The organism is Sphingomonas albertensis, assembly GCF_014358075.1.
In the GTDB taxonomy this organism is placed as follows: Bacteria; Pseudomonadota; Alphaproteobacteria; order Sphingomonadales; family Sphingomonadaceae; genus Sphingomonas; species Sphingomonas albertensis.
Genome location: NZ_JACONT010000009.1, coordinates 98,253 through 115,109, shown reverse-complemented (window position 1 = coordinate 115,109; position 16,857 = coordinate 98,253). Strand labels below are relative to the sequence as shown.

The window sequence follows — 16,857 nt, the reverse complement described above, 5'->3', positions numbered from 1 at the left end:
TCCCGATCGATCGGCCATCATCGCCGACAACACGCCGACCCGCTACTTCGCGAAAGCGTTGATGGCCGCACGGCCGGCTGGCCGGACGATCCGCGAAGTCAATGCAGCCGTCGGCGGTTCATTCGACGACCAGACTCCCAACCAATATGCCGGCGTGGCAGGAAAGCCATACGACGTCGTTGTCCTCGGTCTCGGGATGAACAGCGGGTCGGCGTATGGCGTGCACGGCCGCGGACCAAATGCTGCTTATACCAAGGAGCGGCTTCGACCGCTTCTGCGCGAGATCAAGACGACGGGTGCCGTGCCGATCGTCTGCAACACGATGCATCCCTGGCCCGAAAGGACTACGCCAGCGTCAATTCGTAACGCGCTGAACGAAGGAATCGCATGGCCAGCCGAGCAGGAAACCCTGCGTTACGGGGGGACATTGGCGTTTGACCGAGAGGCCAATACGTTCGGCTCACCCCTTCTGGGTGTGGATGGGCAAGGGCTATTCGAGCGCGCCGGGGGGCAGGCAATACGCGCCGGTAGCAAATTACGTATCGACGACCGCACCGAGCAGAACGCTGGGCAAAACGCTGGACCAAATGCTGGGATCGTCATGACGGTGACCCGCAGGGTTGGCGGCAATACGGTGCAGGTCGAACCTGGATCGATCCAGGAAAGCGGTGTCTTCAATAGTGTCGTTCGCCACTTCGATCCGCCGATCGACGAATTCCTGGTCCCGCCTTCCACGCAGCAGGTTCAGAAGCGCGATTGGACTGGGGGCGGCGTGATCGTCGACGGCTTGGCAACCTATGCGACCTGGAACGGGATACTTGCGGACCTTGCCCGCGAGGAGGACGTCAAACTGATCGACTTCGAATATCGCGGGTTCAAATGGGTGGAGCGACGCGGCGGTTGGCCCAGCGTTTATACCTCCACCCATCAAGGCGTGGTGTTCGAGACCTATAATCACCCGCAGTTGGCCGCCCAAAGCGTCATCTACGGAGAAATGATGACGTGGCTGGCAGGCGTGCTCGATACGAATGGGCTGAGCGGCGGCTTCGAACGGCTTATAGGCCCGCCCATACCCTGAAAACGCGATCGGATCTGGTAGAGCATGGGTGGCCGATCAGGCAGCGGTTGTAATACCGCGCCCACCTGATTGGTCTCGTTCCAGGAACCCTTAACGGTTGCAATCGTTTGGGCGGGGCAGCCGAACTGGCTGATACCTGGGAGTGACCTATGATTAAGAAACTGACCCTGGCCGCATCGGCCATTGCCCTGACTGCATTGCCAGTCGCAGCAAGCGCCGCCCCTGTTGCAAGCTCGGCTGGGTCGCTCTCGTCGGTTCGTGCAGGCACGCCTACGTCGAAGTCCAGCAATCTCGCTGGTCTCCAGGATTCGAGCATCGCTCCGATCGTCATCGGTATCGGCATCCTCGCGGGTGTGACGTACCTGATCATCGATCATGAGAACGATGACGACTCGGACAGCAACTGATTGAAATGGGCCGGTAATTCCGGCCCATTTTTACAAGAGGCACAGTTTTCACAAAAGGCCTTGCGGCGTATCGCGACGATATGAACCCGCTTAGTTGAAGCGATCAACCGCCAACCGCATCCGGTTGCCGGGTTATAGCAAACCCGATTTAGAGGTTTGCTGTTTATCTGGCCTTGACCCGTCGGGCTTCGAACCCGATCGAGGGGTCTGGCTGGGCTCGGACGTTGTTTTTCCCAACGGCTTTCCCGGGGAAGATGCATCGCCGCCCACCTTCGCCTCCAATGCCTCCACACGATTGGTCAAAAGTTCGAGATCGAGCTTTTCCGGTGTCGCCTGCAACGCACCGACTTCTCGCTCTAGTTCATCGATCCGCTTGTTGGCAGCGGCGATACGTATCCCGGCTTCCATCCGGTCGACGTCGGCCGCTATCGGATCCTCCGCCGCCTTCGCCGCTTTGGGCGTGGGCGTCGATGCCTGATCGCAACCTGCCACAAGGATCAGGCATGCCAGCGACATGATGGTTTTACTGAAATTTGTCATGCTCTCTGCCTACGCCTTTGCCAGCGCGTAATCCTGCACCAACACCTTTTCGGGAACGTGCCACGCTCCGGCGATCTTGCGGATCATCGGTAGGGTAAGCGCACGGTGACGCGCCAGTATCTCGGTCGCACGCGACTGCCCGATCAGTGCGGCGAGTTCGGCGCGGGTGTAGCCGTTCATCTCCATCGCCGCCTCGATCGCGCGCACCGGATCCAGCGGCTCGATCGGCCAGCGCCGGCTTTCATAGGTCTCGACCAAGGTCGCTAGCACGTCGAGCCGATCGCCCGCCTCGGTGCCATCTTCCGCGCCCCACAGCGCCTCGATCTCGCGCAGCGCCGTTTCGTGATCCTGGTCGGTCCGGATAGGACGAATGTGCATCGCGCCACCTCCAATTGGCATACTCAAAACAGGCTCACCGTCAGCGCATCGATCTTGTCGTAGTCCGCATGCGTGCCGACGAACTTGATGAAAGCGATCGACCGCTTCCAGTCGAACGCGACCACCATCCGATAGTCCCCGCCGGCAACCTCGAACCGCACCCGCTCGCCGTCGAGCGACTTGGCTTTCGAAAAGTCCGCGACGACCTCCAGCGGACTCTTCCACGCAGCCGCGTTGGCGACCTCATGCCAATGCCGCAACGAGGCTTCGGTCGTCGGATGCCTCGCCCAGAACGCGATCAACCTGTTCCTGGCGATGATCCTCATGTCGGACGAGCTAGCATTTCCCATGATGGGAAGCAAGCCGTTTTCCCGCCATGGGAAGCATGGGGCTTCGTGCCTCGTATATATAGACATATATATAAGGCCGGATCGCTACCGCTTCGCCGCTACAAAAAGCGTTCGCCGGCATGGTCGCGGAACAGCTCGTGGTTGCGGACATAGTCGGACAGGATCTCGAGCGACTTGTGCCGGCTGACTTCCTTCATCTTGAACACCGTCGCGCCCTGCCGCGCCGCCTCGGTCAAAAAGCCGGCCCGTAGCGAGTGCCCGGCAACCTGCGCCGGGTCATAGCCCGCGGCCGCGGCGCGCGCCTTGACCACCAGCGCCACGCCGCGGTCGCTCATCGGCTTCGCCGTGATCCGCCCCTGCGGCGTCAGCTTGCGGAACACCGGGCCGTCACCGAACCCGGCGCAGGCGATCCACGCCAGCAACAACGCCTTGGGTCGGATCCGACGCCCTTCCGGCACCGCGATCGTCGCGCCTTCGCCCTCCTGGTCGGTCTTCGATTTGCGGATCGTGATCAACAGCCCGTCAGGCGTGATCGCGACATCGTCGATATCCAGCGCAACCAGCTCGGATCGCCGCAGGGCAGCAGCCATGCCGATCGCGAGCAGCGCGCGATCACGCACCGCACGCACGCTGTCGCCCTCGCAGCCACGCAGCATATCGCGCAGCATGTCGCCGTCCGCCGCCCGCTTCTGGACCTTCTTGATGCCGTGGGTGCGCCGGATCCCGGCGACGACATTGCGGATCGCGACCGCGCCCGGCTGCTGCTGCGGCGGATCATACCCGGCCTGCGCATGCATATAGCCGATCGCCGCCAGGCGCCGCCCGATCGTCGATGGTCGTACGCCGGCGTCCGCTTCGGCCGACAGGAAGATCGCCACCGCGCCGGGCGCGGCGGGCAAAGGCTCGATCGCCCGCGCCGCGCACCAGGCGAGGAATATCCGCCAGTCCGATTCATACGCACGTCGCGTCGCCGGCGCCCGCGCCGCAGCGACATAGGCGCGTGCCGCCTCGATCTCGTCGTCCAACAGCAACGGGATCAACGGTGTCGACGCAATCCGCGTGAGCGCGGTGTCGTCGAGGTCGTCGGTCATGGGTCGTTGCTCCAACAGTTCGGACGAGCCGAAATTCCCGCAATGGCCAAAATTCGATCGGACCAAATTCGACCGAACGGCCTGTGATGCACCGGACACCGCATGGCAATTCCACCACGCCGAACCGATGATTCTTTATTCCGAGAATAACATTTATCGGAATAAACCGTCGATCCCTATTATCGGAGCGAGCGCTCGCACATTCCAAAGCGCCTGCCGCGTCTTGATCGCGAAAATTATCGATGACGGACACGCTCCCACAAATCCGTTCAAACTCTTTTGCAGAGCGCTCGGCCATATTCTGTAATTAACGCAACTTGTCGTTACCTTGGTTGGCGGTAAGACCCCGATTTTGATGGAACGGGCAAAGGTGTCGCACATGGCCGGAAACACGCGCGTAATAGTGGTCGGGCTCGGCTATGTCGGGTTGCCGCTCGCTGTCGCGCTGGCCAAGTCGTTCGAGACCTGGGGGCTCGATGTCGATGCCGGCCGTATCGCCGAACTCGAACGCCGGCATGACCGCACCGGCGAAATCGACGCGGATCGTCTCACCGCATCGACCTTGCAGCTGACCACCGATCCCGCAGCCTGTCCGGATGCCGATTTCTATATCGTCACCGTGCCGACCCCGGTCGATGCCGACAACCGTCCCGATCTCGGCATCGTGATGGCCGCGACGCGCACCGTCGGCAGCATGCTGAAGCCGGGCCGGCGCTCGATCGTCGTCTATGAAAGCACCGTCTATCCCGGCGTCACCGAGGATCTGTGCGGTCCCGAGTTGGAGCGCGTCAGCGGGCTCGTCTGCGGCGAGGACTTCTTTCTCGGCTATTCGCCCGAACGGATCAATCCGGGCGACCGCGAGCATACCGTCGACCGGATCACCAAGGTGATCTCCGGCCAGACGCCCGAGGTCCTCGAGGCGATCGCAGACCTGTATAACAAGGTGACGACGGGCGGCGTGTTCCGCGCCGCTTCGATCAAGGCGGCCGAGGCGGCCAAGGTGATCGAGAACGCCCAGCGCGACATCAACATCGCCTTCGTCAACGAAATCACGCAGATCTTCGCGAAGATGAACCTCTCGGTGTGGGACGTGCTCGCCGCGGCAGGCACCAAGTGGAACTTCCTTAAGTTCGAGCCGGGGCTCGTCGGCGGGCACTGTATCGGCGTCGACCCCTATTATCTCGCCCACCGCGCGACCGAACTCGGCTGCGATCCGCGCATCATCCTGGCAGGTCGCGACATGAACGACGGCATGGCGGCTTGGGTGGCGAAGGACGTGCACGACTGGCACGCGGGTTCGGGCGACGCGCGCGCCTGCAAGGTGCTGATGCTCGGGCTGGCGTTCAAGCAGAACGTGCCCGACCTGCGCAACTCGAAAGTCGCCGATCTGGTCGCCGCGTTCCAGGGACTCGGCCACCATGTCGACGTCCATGATCCGCTCGTCTCAGCGCTCGAAGCCCTGCACGAGTACGGCCTGGAGATGGTTGCAGTACCCGACACCGCGTACGACCTGATCGTCCTTGCCGTGCCGCACCGTGAGCTGATCGAGGATTTCGCGCGCTTCGCGACGCTGCTGGCACCGGGCGGCGGGATCGTCGATCTGAAGAACGCACTGGCCGGTTCTGAACGGATGCCCATCGGAATGAAGCTATGGACGATGTAGCGAACGCGCCTACAGGCTGTCGGGACGGTCATCGTGCGGCCGCCTGGGTTTGCGTTCGAGGGTTTCGTGTTTTCCAAGCTGTTCCGCCGCATGTCGGCCAACCTATCATCGACGCGCAGCTTTGCCGGCCCCAGCGGCAAGCGGCTCTATGCGATCGGCGACGTCCATGGTCGCCTCGATCTCGTCGATGAACTCCTCGGCCGCATCGAGGACGACATCGCCGACCGCCCGGTCGAAACCGCGGCGGTCGTCTTCCTCGGCGACCTGATCGATCGTGGTCCCGATTCCGCAGGCGTCATCGAGCGGTTGCAGAGTCTCCGGCATTTTCCTGCCAAGACCTTGTTCCTGCTCGGCAATCACGAGGAATTCCTGCTGCGCGCGCTGGCCGGCGAACCCGGCATCGCGCATGACTGGCTCGGCTTCGGCGGCGATGCCTGCGCGGAAAGCTATGGTATTGCGCCGTCCGCATTGAAGGCGATAGACGAACGGCGGATCGCCGAGCTGCTGCATGCCGCGATCCCGGTCGCACATGTCGAGTTCCTGAAGACTTTCGGCGATACCTTCGCGTTCGGCGACTATCTCTTGGTCCATGCCGGTATCCGGCCGGGCGTGCCGATCGAACAGCAACAGCCCCGCGACCTGCGCTGGATCCGCCAGCCCTTCCTGTCCGATGCGCACGATCATGGCTGCATGGTGATCCATGGCCACACGATCAGCGACGGCGTCGATCAGAGGCTCAACCGCATCGGCATCGATACCGGCGCGTATCGGACCGGGATCCTCACTGCCGCGGTAATCGAGGAAGAGGATCTTCGCTTCTTGGCGACGGGAACTTCGCAGTAATATGATCCGATTTTCTATTTTCACCAATTTCACGGTTATTAAGATTTAATTCAACGCAAGAAAGACTTCCTCACCTTTCTACTTGCCACTCTTCTTGAAAAGAACACCATCGCCATCATTAGCGTAAAAGGAAATAGCCAGATATAATTTGAAAGAAACTTAGTTATATCTTGGAATAATAGTCCCCTGTAAGGGCCTCTTCCGTTTATATCGATAATCTTTATCTTACCCTGCTTAGCCAGGTCGTAAAATTCTTTACCGATCTTATTCGAGTCCCAACTCTTATCTTGGTATATGCTCAGAAATCTATCGGTTTCTATGAGTTGCCTGAACGGCACGCCTTGTTCGACCGCCTCGTATGACGCATCATAATACCGCCATACCCCATCCGGCCTTGCCGCCACTGCAGAGTGAGGCGGCGGCCCACCTACGTTAAATCTGACAGTGGCGTATTCTATGCCTTTTCTTCGAAATAATTCTTGGAGAATCAAAGATACCTGCGAACAATAGGCTATATTGTCCTTAATTAGATCCTCAGGTCGCATCCGGCCGGAAAATGATGAATTTGGAATACCAAATTTATCGATTAAGTTTGCTATCCAATTTTCTCTCCAACTCTGCCTCGAAATTCCATGGATCGTATGGAGCTGGACAACTTCGGCTAAAGCACGAGCATAATCTCTGTCGGGATTTCCAGTATCCTTTATATATTTCGGAACAGCTTTTTCAATTCCGTCCAAAGTATCTAATCGGCCGATCTCTTTATCGAATTTGTCGCCAATTAATCCAGTTGCTACAGAGCCGCCCTCGACAGGCAAGAATGGCATTAATAACAAAATAAATGCCGCTGCTCCCAGCAGCCAAATTAATAGTTTGTTAGCATTTAAGTTCATTTTTGTACGCCGCGAAATTTCGAAAGTATTGATTAGACACCGCACATCAAACGCGGCGAATTACCGAATGGGTAATTAGCGCAACCGCACGACCTGGGATGTAGTTTACCTTAACGACATATATTTTAACATTTGTCAAGTTTATCGGCGATGCGTAATTTACAATTCTGTCGGACCTACAGCTTCCCATTCAATGTCCGCATCTTGCACCTGTGCTCATCTCCGCCTGGGGGTAGGGGAAATTTCCGGACTGATGGCTATTAACTGGGGGAGCGATATATCGCCGCTTCGCATTAGACATTGTGTGAGACCGGAAGATGTACTTCGAGAATATCAGCCGAGCCTGCCCTAGCGCGCGTAGTTTACGCTACGGTGATAGCTAAAGCTTGCCGCGCTAGTTTTGGGAGATATGTCATTACGGCCAGCGCAATGGTCCTCTTATATCACGTCTGTAAGTAGCGGCCGGCTTGCGACAGTCCGGGGTTAATTGTAGATGAGCACATTGGCATCACAGCGATGCATTTCGGTTGCAGGGCGATGACATGATAAAAATCGGATCGACGAGCCGGATGGTTATCATCGGTCTAGCCTTGCTGCTGGCCGCCTGCGCCTCGACGCGGGGCGGCAAGATTTCCTATGACTCTAGCAATTTCGGTGCGCCGGACGCGCCGAAGATCGTTGCGGTCGACGATACCTACAAGCTGGCACCGCTCGATACGGTGAGCGTTATGGTATTCCAGGTCGCCGACCTCAGTCGTGATTACGATATCGACCAGAGCGGACGCCTCACCCTGCCGTTGATCGGTCGCGTCGATGCGGTCGGGCTCAGCACGACCGAACTCGGCACCATGATCGCGCGCCGGCTGGACGAGAAATATCTGCGCAACCCGAGCGTGACGGTCTCGCTGAAGGCGTCGGCCAGCCGTGTCGTCACGGTCGACGGATCGGTCCGTCAGCCCGGCATCTATCCTGCAACCGGTCCGCTTTCGCTCGTGCAGGTCGTCGCGCTCGCCCGCGGCACCGACGATCTGGCCAATCCCCGCCGGGTCGCCATTTTCCGGACGATCGGTGGAAAGCGCATGGCAGCTGCATTCGACCTGACCAGCATCCGTCGCGGTGAGGAACCGGATCCGCAAATCTATCCTGGCGATACGGTCGTCGTCGACGGTTCGGCCGTCAAGAAGACGCAGCGCGACCTGATGCAGAGCCTGCCGCTCGCTTCCATCTTCATGGCGCTTTGACGCCCCGCCTTTAGGACCTTTGTACATGGCAAGCCCAGGGGCCGCGGGTCCCACGAATCTGACCGTGCAACCGGATCAGCGCCGCGATCTCGCCCCGATGTCCCCGGAAAGCGGTTACGGCAGCTATGGGACTGTGGGTGGCGGACGTGAACTGTCGCTGTCGCTTCTGTGGCGGATCGCGTTCGAATGGCGATGGCTGATCCTCGCCGCGGTCGGCACCGGGATCGCGGCCGCAGTCCTCATCACGCTGCTGACGCCGCTCAAATACCGCTCCACCGCCTCGCTGGAACTCAATCCACCCGAGGTGGAGATCATGGTCGACGAGGGCAGCAAGGGGGGCAGGCAAAGCAGTTCGCGCGGCGATGCCAGCTTCGTCGGTACCCAGCTTGCGTTGCTCGGCAGCCGGGCCTTGGCAGAACGCGTCGCGCAGAATTTGAACCTAGCCGCGGATCCGACGATCGTCGGCGAGGGCACCGACCGCACCACCAACACCGCGACCGCGGCAAGCTTCGTGCAGGGCGGAACCCAGGTGCGCCTGCAACCGCAGAGCATGATCGTGACCGTATCGTTCGTCGCGCGCGACCCGCAGATCGCCGCGAAGATCGTCAACGGCATCACCGACGCCTATATCGCCACCAATCTCGAACGGCGTTACCAGTCCTCGTCCTACGCGCGCGACTTTCTCCAGCGGCAGATCGCCACCACGCGACGCGATCTCGAGCGCTCGGAACGCCAGCTGACCGCTTATGCGCAACAGGAACGCCTGATCAGCACGGGCAGCAGCGAGGAAGGCGGCGACACCAATTCGCTGACCGGCAGTTCGCTGGTATCGCTCAACACCGCGCTCGCCGCCACGCAGGCGCGTCGTATCGCGGCCGAGCAGAAGTATCGCGAAGCCGCCTTGGGCGGCGCCACGACCGAGGGCAGCAGCAACGCGGCGCCGTTGCGCGCACAGATCGCCGCGCTCGATGCCGAATACCAGCAGAAGCTCCAGGCCTTCCGCCCCGACTATCCCGAGATGGTCGCGCTGAAGGCGCGGATCGATGCCCTGCGCGCCTCCGTCGTCACCGAGACGCGCACCGCCAATTCGGATCGCATCGGCACGCTTCGCCAGGACTTCCAGGCGGCGCGCGCCGAGGAAGACCGGCTGCGCTCACAGGTGGCAGGGCTGAGCGGCACGGTGCTCGATCAGCGCGGTCGCCTGATCAAGTATAATATCCTCAAGCGCGACGTCGACACCAATCGAACACTCTACGACGCACTTCTGCAGCGCTACAAGGAGATCGGCGTCGCCGGCGGGATCGGCACTGCGGTCGCATCGGTGGTCGATCGCGGATTGGTGCCGAAGGGTGCGTTTTCGCCCAATCTCTACTTCAACCTCCTGATCGGAGCGCTGCTCGGTTTGGTGATGGGCATGCTCGCGGCGATCGCGCTCGAGTTCATCAACGACACGATCAAGTCGCCCGACGATATCCGCGACAAGCTGCAACTGCCGTTCCTGGGCGGCATCCCCACCGCCAAGACTGCCAAGCCGATCGACGAACTGCGCGATACGCTGTCGCCGGTCGCCGAAGCCTATCTGTCGACCGCCTCGGCGATGCAGTTCATCACCGAGGGCGGCGCGCCCAAGACTCTGCTGGTCACCAGCACGCGTCCCGCCGAGGGCAAGTCGACCTCGGCCTGGGCGCTGGCCTACAGCTTCACCCGCCTCGGCAAGTCGGTGCTGCTGATCGATGCCGACATGCGTCGCCCCGCCTTCGTCACCGGGCGCGAGAATGTCGGGCTGTCGCACATCCTCACCAACACCGGATCGCTCAGCGAGCATGTCCTGCAGACCGATATTGACGCCTTGTGGGTGATGCCATCGGGCACCATTCCGCCGAGCCCGCCAGAGCTGATCGCATCCGCGCGTTTCGCCGCGCTGCTCGCCGATGCGTCCGCGACGTTCGATGTCGTCGTCATCGACGGTCCGCCGATCCTCGGCCTTGCCGACTCTCCGTTGCTGTCGTCGATCGTGCAGGCGACGCTGATGGTAATCGAATCCGGTCGCACCCGGACACGCGCGGCGGTGGAGGCGCAGAACCGCATGCGGACCGCCGGCGCGCACATGGTCGGCGCCATCCTGACGCGCTACCAGCCACAGTCGTCCTACGGGTACGGTTATGGCTACGGCTATGGGCAGAACAAGGACCAGTATCGCTATGTCGCGGACGGCAACGAGAAGAAGCGCCGGATCATGCTGACGATGCATGACGAGCCCTGAACGATGAGCCCTGAACGATGAGCCGTAAGCGGCGCGAGCCCAGCCGCAGTGCAAGCCGCGCCGAGGGCCGTAGCGAACGCGGGACCCCACCCCGCGGGGGCCTGGGCAGCGTTCGCGGCTTTGCGTCCGCTGCGATCCTGGTGGTTGCCGGCGTGTCGGTGGGCTGGCTGTCCTTCCAGGCGGCGATGGTGCGGACGTTGCCGGCGACTGCGCCGGCAATCGTGCGGTTCGCGCCCGATTACCCCGACGCCGTGCTTGCCAGGACCGCGGCGATGCTCGTGGCGCAGCGCGGTCTGCTCGACGCCGCCACGCTCGACGCCGTCCGGCGCGCGGCTGCGGCTGCGCCGCTCGATGCCCGCGCCTATCTGATCCTCGGCCACCAGCAGTTGCTCGACCGCATGCCCGACCGTGCCGTCGCGACACTGGAGGCCGGACAGCGGCTCGATCCCCGCCAGCGGCTGATCCACCTGCTTCTGCTCGATCGCTATCTGCGCACCGCGCGCTACGCCGATGCCGCGGCGCAATTCTCGGTACTGGCGCGGATTCTCGGCGCAACCCAAGCCCCGATCGCGACCGCGATGGCGAAGATGACGATGGCGCCCGAAACGCGCGACGCGGTCCGCCATACGCTCGCCACCGATCCGGTGCTCGAACGTGGCGTGCTGACCGCGCTCGCCAAGTCCGACACCGCGCCCGCTGCGATCTTCGCGCTCGCTAGCCCCGCTGCGCGCGTCGATGCGCGCGCGAAGGATAGCTGGGGTCCGGTCCTGGTGAACCGCCTGGTCGCCCGCGGCCAATATCCGGTCGCGCGATCGGTATGGCAGCGCATCTACGGCGTCGCGCCGGCGCAGTCCGCAGCACTCATCACCAATGCCGGTTTCCGCAAGACCGCCGCGTCGCCCCCGTTCGACTGGACCCTGACCGCCAGCGGCCTCGGCGCAGCCGATATCCGCAACAATAGCCTGATGGTGGACTATTACGGCCGCGACAGCGGCGACCTCGCGCGCCAGTTGCTGGTCCTGCAACCGGGACGCTACCGGTTCGCGTTCACCGTCGACCCCGGCAAGACCGACGCGGCTGCCAAGCTATATTGGTCGCTCGCCTGCGGCACCGTGGCGTCGAGCGACCAAAACCAGCTGATGAACGTCGCCGTGACCGCGACAGCCAAGCCGCACCGCGTCGCGACCGAGATCGTCGTTCCGGCCAGCTGCCCGGCGCAGACGCTGACGCTGCGCGGCGAGGCCGGCGATTTCCCCTCCCCGCTGGGCGTGACGTTGCGCGACCTCGATCTCCGCACCCTGTCAGGTCCGGCATCGGTAGGCCCTCGGGAAACCACATCGGCTCCCGCATCGGAAACCACGCCATGATCCGCCATGCGGTCGTCCCCGTCTATCTGCTCGCCTGCCTGCTGCTCGGGGGTGCGAGTGCGGCGGGATTCATCGCCAATTTCATGCTCCAGATCGCCAGCCTGCCGCTGATCGGCTGGGCTTTGTGGCAGATGATGCAGGAACGCCCCTCGGCACAGATCCGGGCGCCGCTCGGCCTGCTCGCGATCTTCCTCGTCATCGCGCTGCTCCAGCTGGTGCCGCTGCCGCCCGAACTCTGGACCATGCTGCCCGGTCGCAGCGCGGTGGTCGAGGGCTATCGCCTGCTCGGCATACCCCTGCCCTGGCTGCCGCTGACGCTGGCGCCCGACGTCGCGCTGTCGAGCATCCTCTGGCTGCTGCCGGCGTTCGCCGTGCTGCTCGGTGTCGTCGTGCTCGGCGCGTTCCGTGGACGCGGTATCGCCACGGCGATCGTCGCGGTCACGCTCGCCTCGGTCGCGATCGGCGCGCTCCAGGTGATCGGCGGGACCGGCGCCTATCTCTACCGGATCACCAATTACGGCGTCGCGGTCGGATTCTTTGCCAACGCCAACCACAATGCGACGCTGCTGCTGGTCTGCATCCCGTTCCTTGCGGCGCTTCAGGCGACCCTGCTGCGACGCAGCGGATCGCAGCGCAGTGCCTCGGCGATCCGCCTGCTGGTCGGTGCCGCCTATGCGATCATCTTCGTCGGCCTGCTGATCAACTCGTCGCTGGCCGGCATCGGCCTCAGCGTGCCCGTGGCGCTCGGTTCCTGGCTGGCCTTCGGGCACCAGCGCCCCGCTCTCCGGCGCGGGATCGTCGTCGCGACCGTCGTCGTATCGCTCGCAGCGGTCGTCACGATCGTGATCGGCCCGTTCGGCAATAACCTGTTCGGCGCGCAGACGAGCAACGTCGAGCTGTCGCGCCAGACCTCGTTCGCGCTGACCCTGCGGGCTGCCCGCGACTATTTCCCGATCGGCTCGGGCACCGGCAGCTTCCAGCCGGTCTATCACATGCAGGAGCCGCTTGGGTCGGTCACCACCACCTTCATGAACCACGCGCACAGCGACTGGCTCGAACTGCTGCTGGAGACGGGCATCGTCGGGGTCGCGTTCGCCGCGCTGTTCCTGGCTTGGTGGGTCGTCCGCCTGCGCGCGATCTGGCGCGCCGAGGAGCCCGATCCGTTCGCGCAGGCGGCCGTCATCGCGACCGCGGCGATCATGCTGCACAGCGTGGTGGACTATCCGCTGCGTACCGCGGCGCTGTCGGCGGTGTTCGCGGCCTGTCTCGGCCTGATGTCCGGCGTCCGTCCCTATACGCAGCGCAGTCGCCAACCGTCCTCGGCGCGTCATCTGACGCTCTAGTTCTGGATAGCGTTGGGTAGCTCTCTGGGTAGCTTGGGCGCCCGCTACGCCGTCGCCCGCGCGATGGCGTCGAGATAGCGGGCCTCGACGACCGAGACGTCGAACTCGCGCTCAGCGATCTCCCGGCTGCGCCGCCCCATTGCCGCGCGTCCGTCCGCGCTCAGATCGAGCAGTCCGAGCATCGCGTCGGCCAGCGAACGCGCGTCGCGCGGCGCGCACAGGAAAGCGTTTTCGCCGGCGCGGGCGATCTCGGTGCAGCCGGGCACGTCGGTGGCGATCAGCGGGCGTCCCATCGCGGCCGCCTCGAGCAGCGACCGCGGCATGCCCTCGCGGTAGGACGGCAGCACCACCGCGGTCGCGCGCGCCAGATACGGCCGCACGTCGTCCGCCTCGCCGAGATAGTGCAGGATCCCCGCGCGCTCCCACCCCTCGACGGTGTCGCGGTCGATCGCGGTGCGGTTCTGGACGTCTAGGAAGCCGAGCAGTTGGAACCGGACGTCCGGCCGGATCTCGCGAACGATCCGCGCGGCGTCGGCGAACTCGACCACGCCCTTGTCGCGCAACAGCCGCGCGACCATCAGGAACACCGGCGTTGCAGCCTCGCTCGCGGGATCGGGCACGAACTGGCTGAGGTCGATCCCCGAACCGGGCAACAGCGCGGTGCGCGGTGCACGCACCAGCCGCTGCGCGACGAACAGGTCGCGATCGTGGCGGTTCTGGAAGAACACCGTCGCCGACCGTGCAAGCGCCGTACGATAGAGCATCCGCACGATCCGCGTCAGCAGACCGACCTTGATGAACGCGGTACCGAGCCCGGAGATGTTGTTGACGACCGGGATACCGAGGGCATGGGCGGCGAGCGAGCCATAGACGTTGGGCTTGATCGTCCAGCCGAGGAACGCGACCGGACGCAAGCGTTTCAGGATGCGATAATAGTGCGCGGCAAGCTTAAGGTCGCGAACCGGCGACAGGCCCTTGCTGTCGATGTCGATCGGAAAATAGCGCACCCCCATCGCGACCAGCGCGTCGCTATGCGCATCGCGCGGCGCCAGCGCGACGACGTCATACCCCTCGCGCTGCAACCGCACGATCAGGTTGCGACGGAAATTGACGATGTTCCAGCTGGTATTGATCGACAGGACAATCGTCTTGCTCATAAGCTTGGCAGACCCTCTCCGAGGTGAGCGGCGCTTTATGCGCTGGACCGGGCCATGGCGAGCGCTATATCGCCAACCTTCCGCAGACTAGCGGTACATTACGCGATAGGAATGTTTTTGCTACCGTATTGGCTGATGTTCATACTGTGGGCGGCCGGTGCCGCGCAGGCAGAACGGCGCAAAGCCAACGACGCAAGAATTTTCTTTTTCATTCCGTTGGTAATACTGACCACGCTAATGATTGGCCTCCGCTTCGAGGTAGGCGGAGACTGGGGTTCGTATATGATATTGTACAATTCCATATACTTCCTTTCTTTACCAGCATCCTTCTCGATAACCGATCCTGTTTATGCCATGTTCAATTGGCTATCAGCCGCCTTTGACTTAGGTATCTCCTTTGTTAACCTGTGTTGCGCTGCTTTATTTATGGGCGGACTTGCTCGGCTGGCATGGAAACAGCCAAATCCAGCCCTCGCCATTTTGGTCGCAGTACCGTATCTTATTATCGTGGTTGCAATGGGCTATACCCGGCAGGCCGCAGCGATCGGTGTGATATGTTTCGCGATTGCAGATGCCTCGGAACGCCATTTGATCAAGCTGGTGGTGCTGATCGGCATCGCCGCGTTGCTTCATAAAAGCGCGATCCTGATTTTGCCGATCGCGTTGGTTCCCATTTTTCGACGCAATACCCTTCTTGGCATTATCGGCGCATTATTGTTTGTTGTGCTGTTTGTTCTCGTTCTCCGAGACACCTCGGATATCCTCGTCAAAAATTATGTAACTGGTAATTACGATTCACAAGGGGCGACAATACGCGTCGCCATGAATGTCGTGGCTGCCGTGCTCTTCTTACTTCTCCGTAAGAGAATCGACCTACCGCCATTTCTCAAGAGCTTTTGGACAAGCTGCGCCGTCCTCGCCCTGGTATCGGTTTTTGCCTTGGCCGCGTCGTCGGCATCATCCGGCGTCGATAGGATATCGCTTTACCTCATACCTCTTCAAGTAATATGCTATTCCCGCCTACCCTATTTGCTGAGCAATACCAAAAAGGCACTGCCGTCCGTACTGATCGGCGTGATAGCTTATAGCTTTTTCGTTCAGTTCGTCTGGCTTAACTATGCAGACAATGCCAATTATTGGATTCCGTACAAAATTTCGCTGTAGTTTTAGCATTGCCGCTAATGACATGCAGTTTAGCTACAGGGATTAAATGGTTCTGCATGGATACGAGATGTGAGAGGCACGATATTCGTACAAATTTTCGCCGAATTCGAATGTTTGTGAGGAATTTACAATTACCTCTCGCATGCCCGCGTAACTGACGCTGATTGGACACAGTTGCAATTCCCACAATCGCTTGGGCAGGGATAAGGTTGGGTTGAGGTTACCGCGCGACTACTGCTAAGCGAACCCCCGGCAACGCCGATCCAGGCAAAGCCTCTCGATCAAGGGCAAAGATGAAAACGATCATTGACGAGGTGGCGGCGACCGTCACCGTGACCGATGCTGCAGGACGCGATGCCACCTATGCGATGGCAAGCGCCGAAGGTTTCAAGGCCGCGTCCGATGCTTGGTTACGCGTGGGTTGGGATGCGAAGCACGTCTACTCCTTCACGTGGATGGGCCGCCCGATCATCCAGTTGCCAGAAGACATGGTAAGGTTGCAGGAAGTAATCTGGTCTCTGAAACCCGATGTGGTGGTCGAGACCGGCGTCGCGCATGGCGGTTCGCTGATCTATTACGCGTCCCTGTTCGAAGCGATGGGCAATGGTCGCGTCATTGGCATCGACATCGAAATTCGTCCGCACAATCGGGAAGCGATCGAGGCGCATCCGATGTTCAAGCGGATCGATCTGGTCGAGGGATCGTCGACCGCGCCCGAGATCGTCGATCAGGTAAAGGCCTTGATCCGCCCGGACGAGCGCGTGCTGGTCATTCTGGATTCGAACCATAGCTACGATCACGTACTGAACGAACTCCGCGCTTACGCCGACCTTGTGCCCATCGGCAGCTATATCGTCTCCACCGACGGCATCATGCAGCAGGTCGTCGGCGCGCCGCGCAGCCAAGCTGACTGGGCCACCAACAATCCCCAAGAGGCGGCTCGCGATTTCGTCGTCGAAGATACCCGCTTCGTCATCGAAGAACCGGAATGGCTGTTCAATGAAAGCGTGGTAACCGAACGCGTGACCTATTGGCCGTCCTGCTTCGTCAAGCGGGTTCGCTAGACGCCAAGGGCTGAT

16 protein-coding genes are annotated in these 16,857 nt (G+C 61.6%); 10 read left to right on the top strand and 6 right to left on the bottom strand.

The window, feature by feature from the left end; genetic code table 11:
• Together H8S47_RS06450 and H8S47_RS06445 are read left to right on the top strand one after the other, a co-directional pair.
• A partial coding sequence (locus H8S47_RS06450) for an SGNH/GDSL hydrolase family protein (protein ID WP_187503098.1) occupies positions 1–1,078 on the top strand: 1,078 nt, incomplete at its 5' end.
• Between the two features lie 149 nt (positions 1,079–1,227).
• Complete coding sequence (locus H8S47_RS06445) at positions 1,228–1,485, top strand: hypothetical protein (RefSeq protein ID WP_187503097.1); 258 nt, start codon at positions 1,228–1,230, stop codon at positions 1,483–1,485.
• A gap of 132 nt (positions 1,486–1,617) precedes the next feature.
• Here H8S47_RS06445 and H8S47_RS06440 read toward each other — a convergent pair whose 3' ends face one another.
• From H8S47_RS06440 to H8S47_RS06425, 4 genes are all read right to left on the bottom strand, one after another.
• Positions 1,618–2,025: a hypothetical protein gene (locus H8S47_RS06440; RefSeq protein WP_187503096.1), complete on the bottom strand. Its 408-nt coding sequence runs from the start codon at positions 2,023–2,025 to the stop codon at positions 1,618–1,620.
• A gap of 9 nt (positions 2,026–2,034) precedes the next feature.
• The gene (locus H8S47_RS06435) at positions 2,035–2,403 is read right to left on the bottom strand and encodes a helix-turn-helix domain-containing protein (RefSeq protein WP_187503095.1); all 369 of its coding nucleotides are present in this window, start codon (positions 2,401–2,403) and stop codon (positions 2,035–2,037) included.
• 23 nt (positions 2,404–2,426) lie between these two features.
• A complete protein-coding gene (locus tag H8S47_RS06430) occupies positions 2,427–2,729 on the bottom strand; it encodes a type II toxin-antitoxin system HigB family toxin (protein WP_187503094.1) in 303 nt (100 codons plus the stop codon).
• Between the two features lie 122 nt (positions 2,730–2,851).
• Entirely contained in the window at positions 2,852–3,844 is a 993-nt protein-coding gene (locus tag H8S47_RS06425) for a site-specific integrase (protein WP_187503093.1), read from the bottom strand.
• 379 nt (positions 3,845–4,223) lie between these two features.
• On the opposite strand from H8S47_RS06425, the gene H8S47_RS06420 reads away from it, so the two are divergent.
• Both H8S47_RS06420 and H8S47_RS06415 read left to right on the top strand, forming a co-directional pair.
• A complete protein-coding gene (locus tag H8S47_RS06420) occupies positions 4,224–5,507 on the top strand; it encodes a nucleotide sugar dehydrogenase (protein ID WP_187503092.1) in 1,284 nt (427 codons plus the stop codon).
• 90 nt (positions 5,508–5,597) lie between these two features.
• A complete protein-coding gene (locus tag H8S47_RS06415) occupies positions 5,598–6,350 on the top strand; it encodes a metallophosphoesterase family protein (protein ID WP_214654974.1) in 753 nt (250 codons plus the stop codon).
• A gap of 50 nt (positions 6,351–6,400) precedes the next feature.
• Here the strand turns inward: H8S47_RS06415 and H8S47_RS06410 are convergent, their stop codons facing one another.
• Positions 6,401–7,243 carry a hypothetical protein gene (locus tag H8S47_RS06410; protein ID WP_187503090.1) on the bottom strand — a complete coding sequence of 281 codons (843 nt, stop codon included), beginning with the start codon at positions 7,241–7,243 and terminating at the stop codon, positions 6,401–6,403.
• A 569-nt stretch (positions 7,244–7,812) separates the two neighbouring features.
• On the opposite strand from H8S47_RS06410, the gene H8S47_RS06405 reads away from it, so the two are divergent.
• The 4 genes from H8S47_RS06405 (at position 7,813) to H8S47_RS06390 (ending at position 13,457) form a co-directional block, all read left to right on the top strand.
• The gene (locus H8S47_RS06405; RefSeq protein WP_187503089.1) at positions 7,813–8,484 is read left to right on the top strand and encodes a polysaccharide biosynthesis/export family protein; all 672 of its coding nucleotides are present in this window, start codon (positions 7,813–7,815) and stop codon (positions 8,482–8,484) included.
• Between the two features lie 64 nt (positions 8,485–8,548).
• Complete coding sequence (locus tag H8S47_RS06400; RefSeq protein ID WP_328805446.1) at positions 8,549–10,747, top strand: GumC family protein; 2,199 nt, start codon at positions 8,549–8,551, stop codon at positions 10,745–10,747.
• A 17-nt stretch (positions 10,748–10,764) separates the two neighbouring features.
• A complete protein-coding gene (locus H8S47_RS06395; protein WP_187503087.1) occupies positions 10,765–12,114 on the top strand; it encodes a hypothetical protein in 1,350 nt (449 codons plus the stop codon).
• Positions 12,111–13,457: an O-antigen ligase family protein gene (locus tag H8S47_RS06390; RefSeq protein WP_187503086.1), complete on the top strand. Its 1,347-nt coding sequence runs from the start codon at positions 12,111–12,113 to the stop codon at positions 13,455–13,457. Before H8S47_RS06395 ends, H8S47_RS06390 begins: the two co-directional genes overlap by 4 nt.
• Positions 13,458–13,501: 44 nt before the next feature.
• On the opposite strand, the gene H8S47_RS06385 is transcribed toward H8S47_RS06390, so the two are convergent.
• Positions 13,502–14,614, bottom strand: coding sequence for a glycosyltransferase family 4 protein (locus H8S47_RS06385; protein ID WP_187503085.1), 1,113 nt, complete (start codon positions 14,612–14,614; stop codon positions 13,502–13,504).
• 135 nt (positions 14,615–14,749) lie between these two features.
• Between H8S47_RS06385 and H8S47_RS06380 the strand changes: the two genes are divergently transcribed.
• Together H8S47_RS06380 and H8S47_RS06375 are read left to right on the top strand one after the other, a co-directional pair.
• The gene (locus tag H8S47_RS06380; RefSeq protein WP_187503084.1) at positions 14,750–15,778 is read left to right on the top strand and encodes an EpsG family protein; all 1,029 of its coding nucleotides are present in this window, start codon (positions 14,750–14,752) and stop codon (positions 15,776–15,778) included.
• A gap of 314 nt (positions 15,779–16,092) precedes the next feature.
• A complete protein-coding gene (locus tag H8S47_RS06375) occupies positions 16,093–16,842 on the top strand; it encodes a cephalosporin hydroxylase family protein (protein ID WP_214654973.1) in 750 nt (249 codons plus the stop codon).
• Positions 16,843–16,857: the final 15 nt, after the last annotated feature.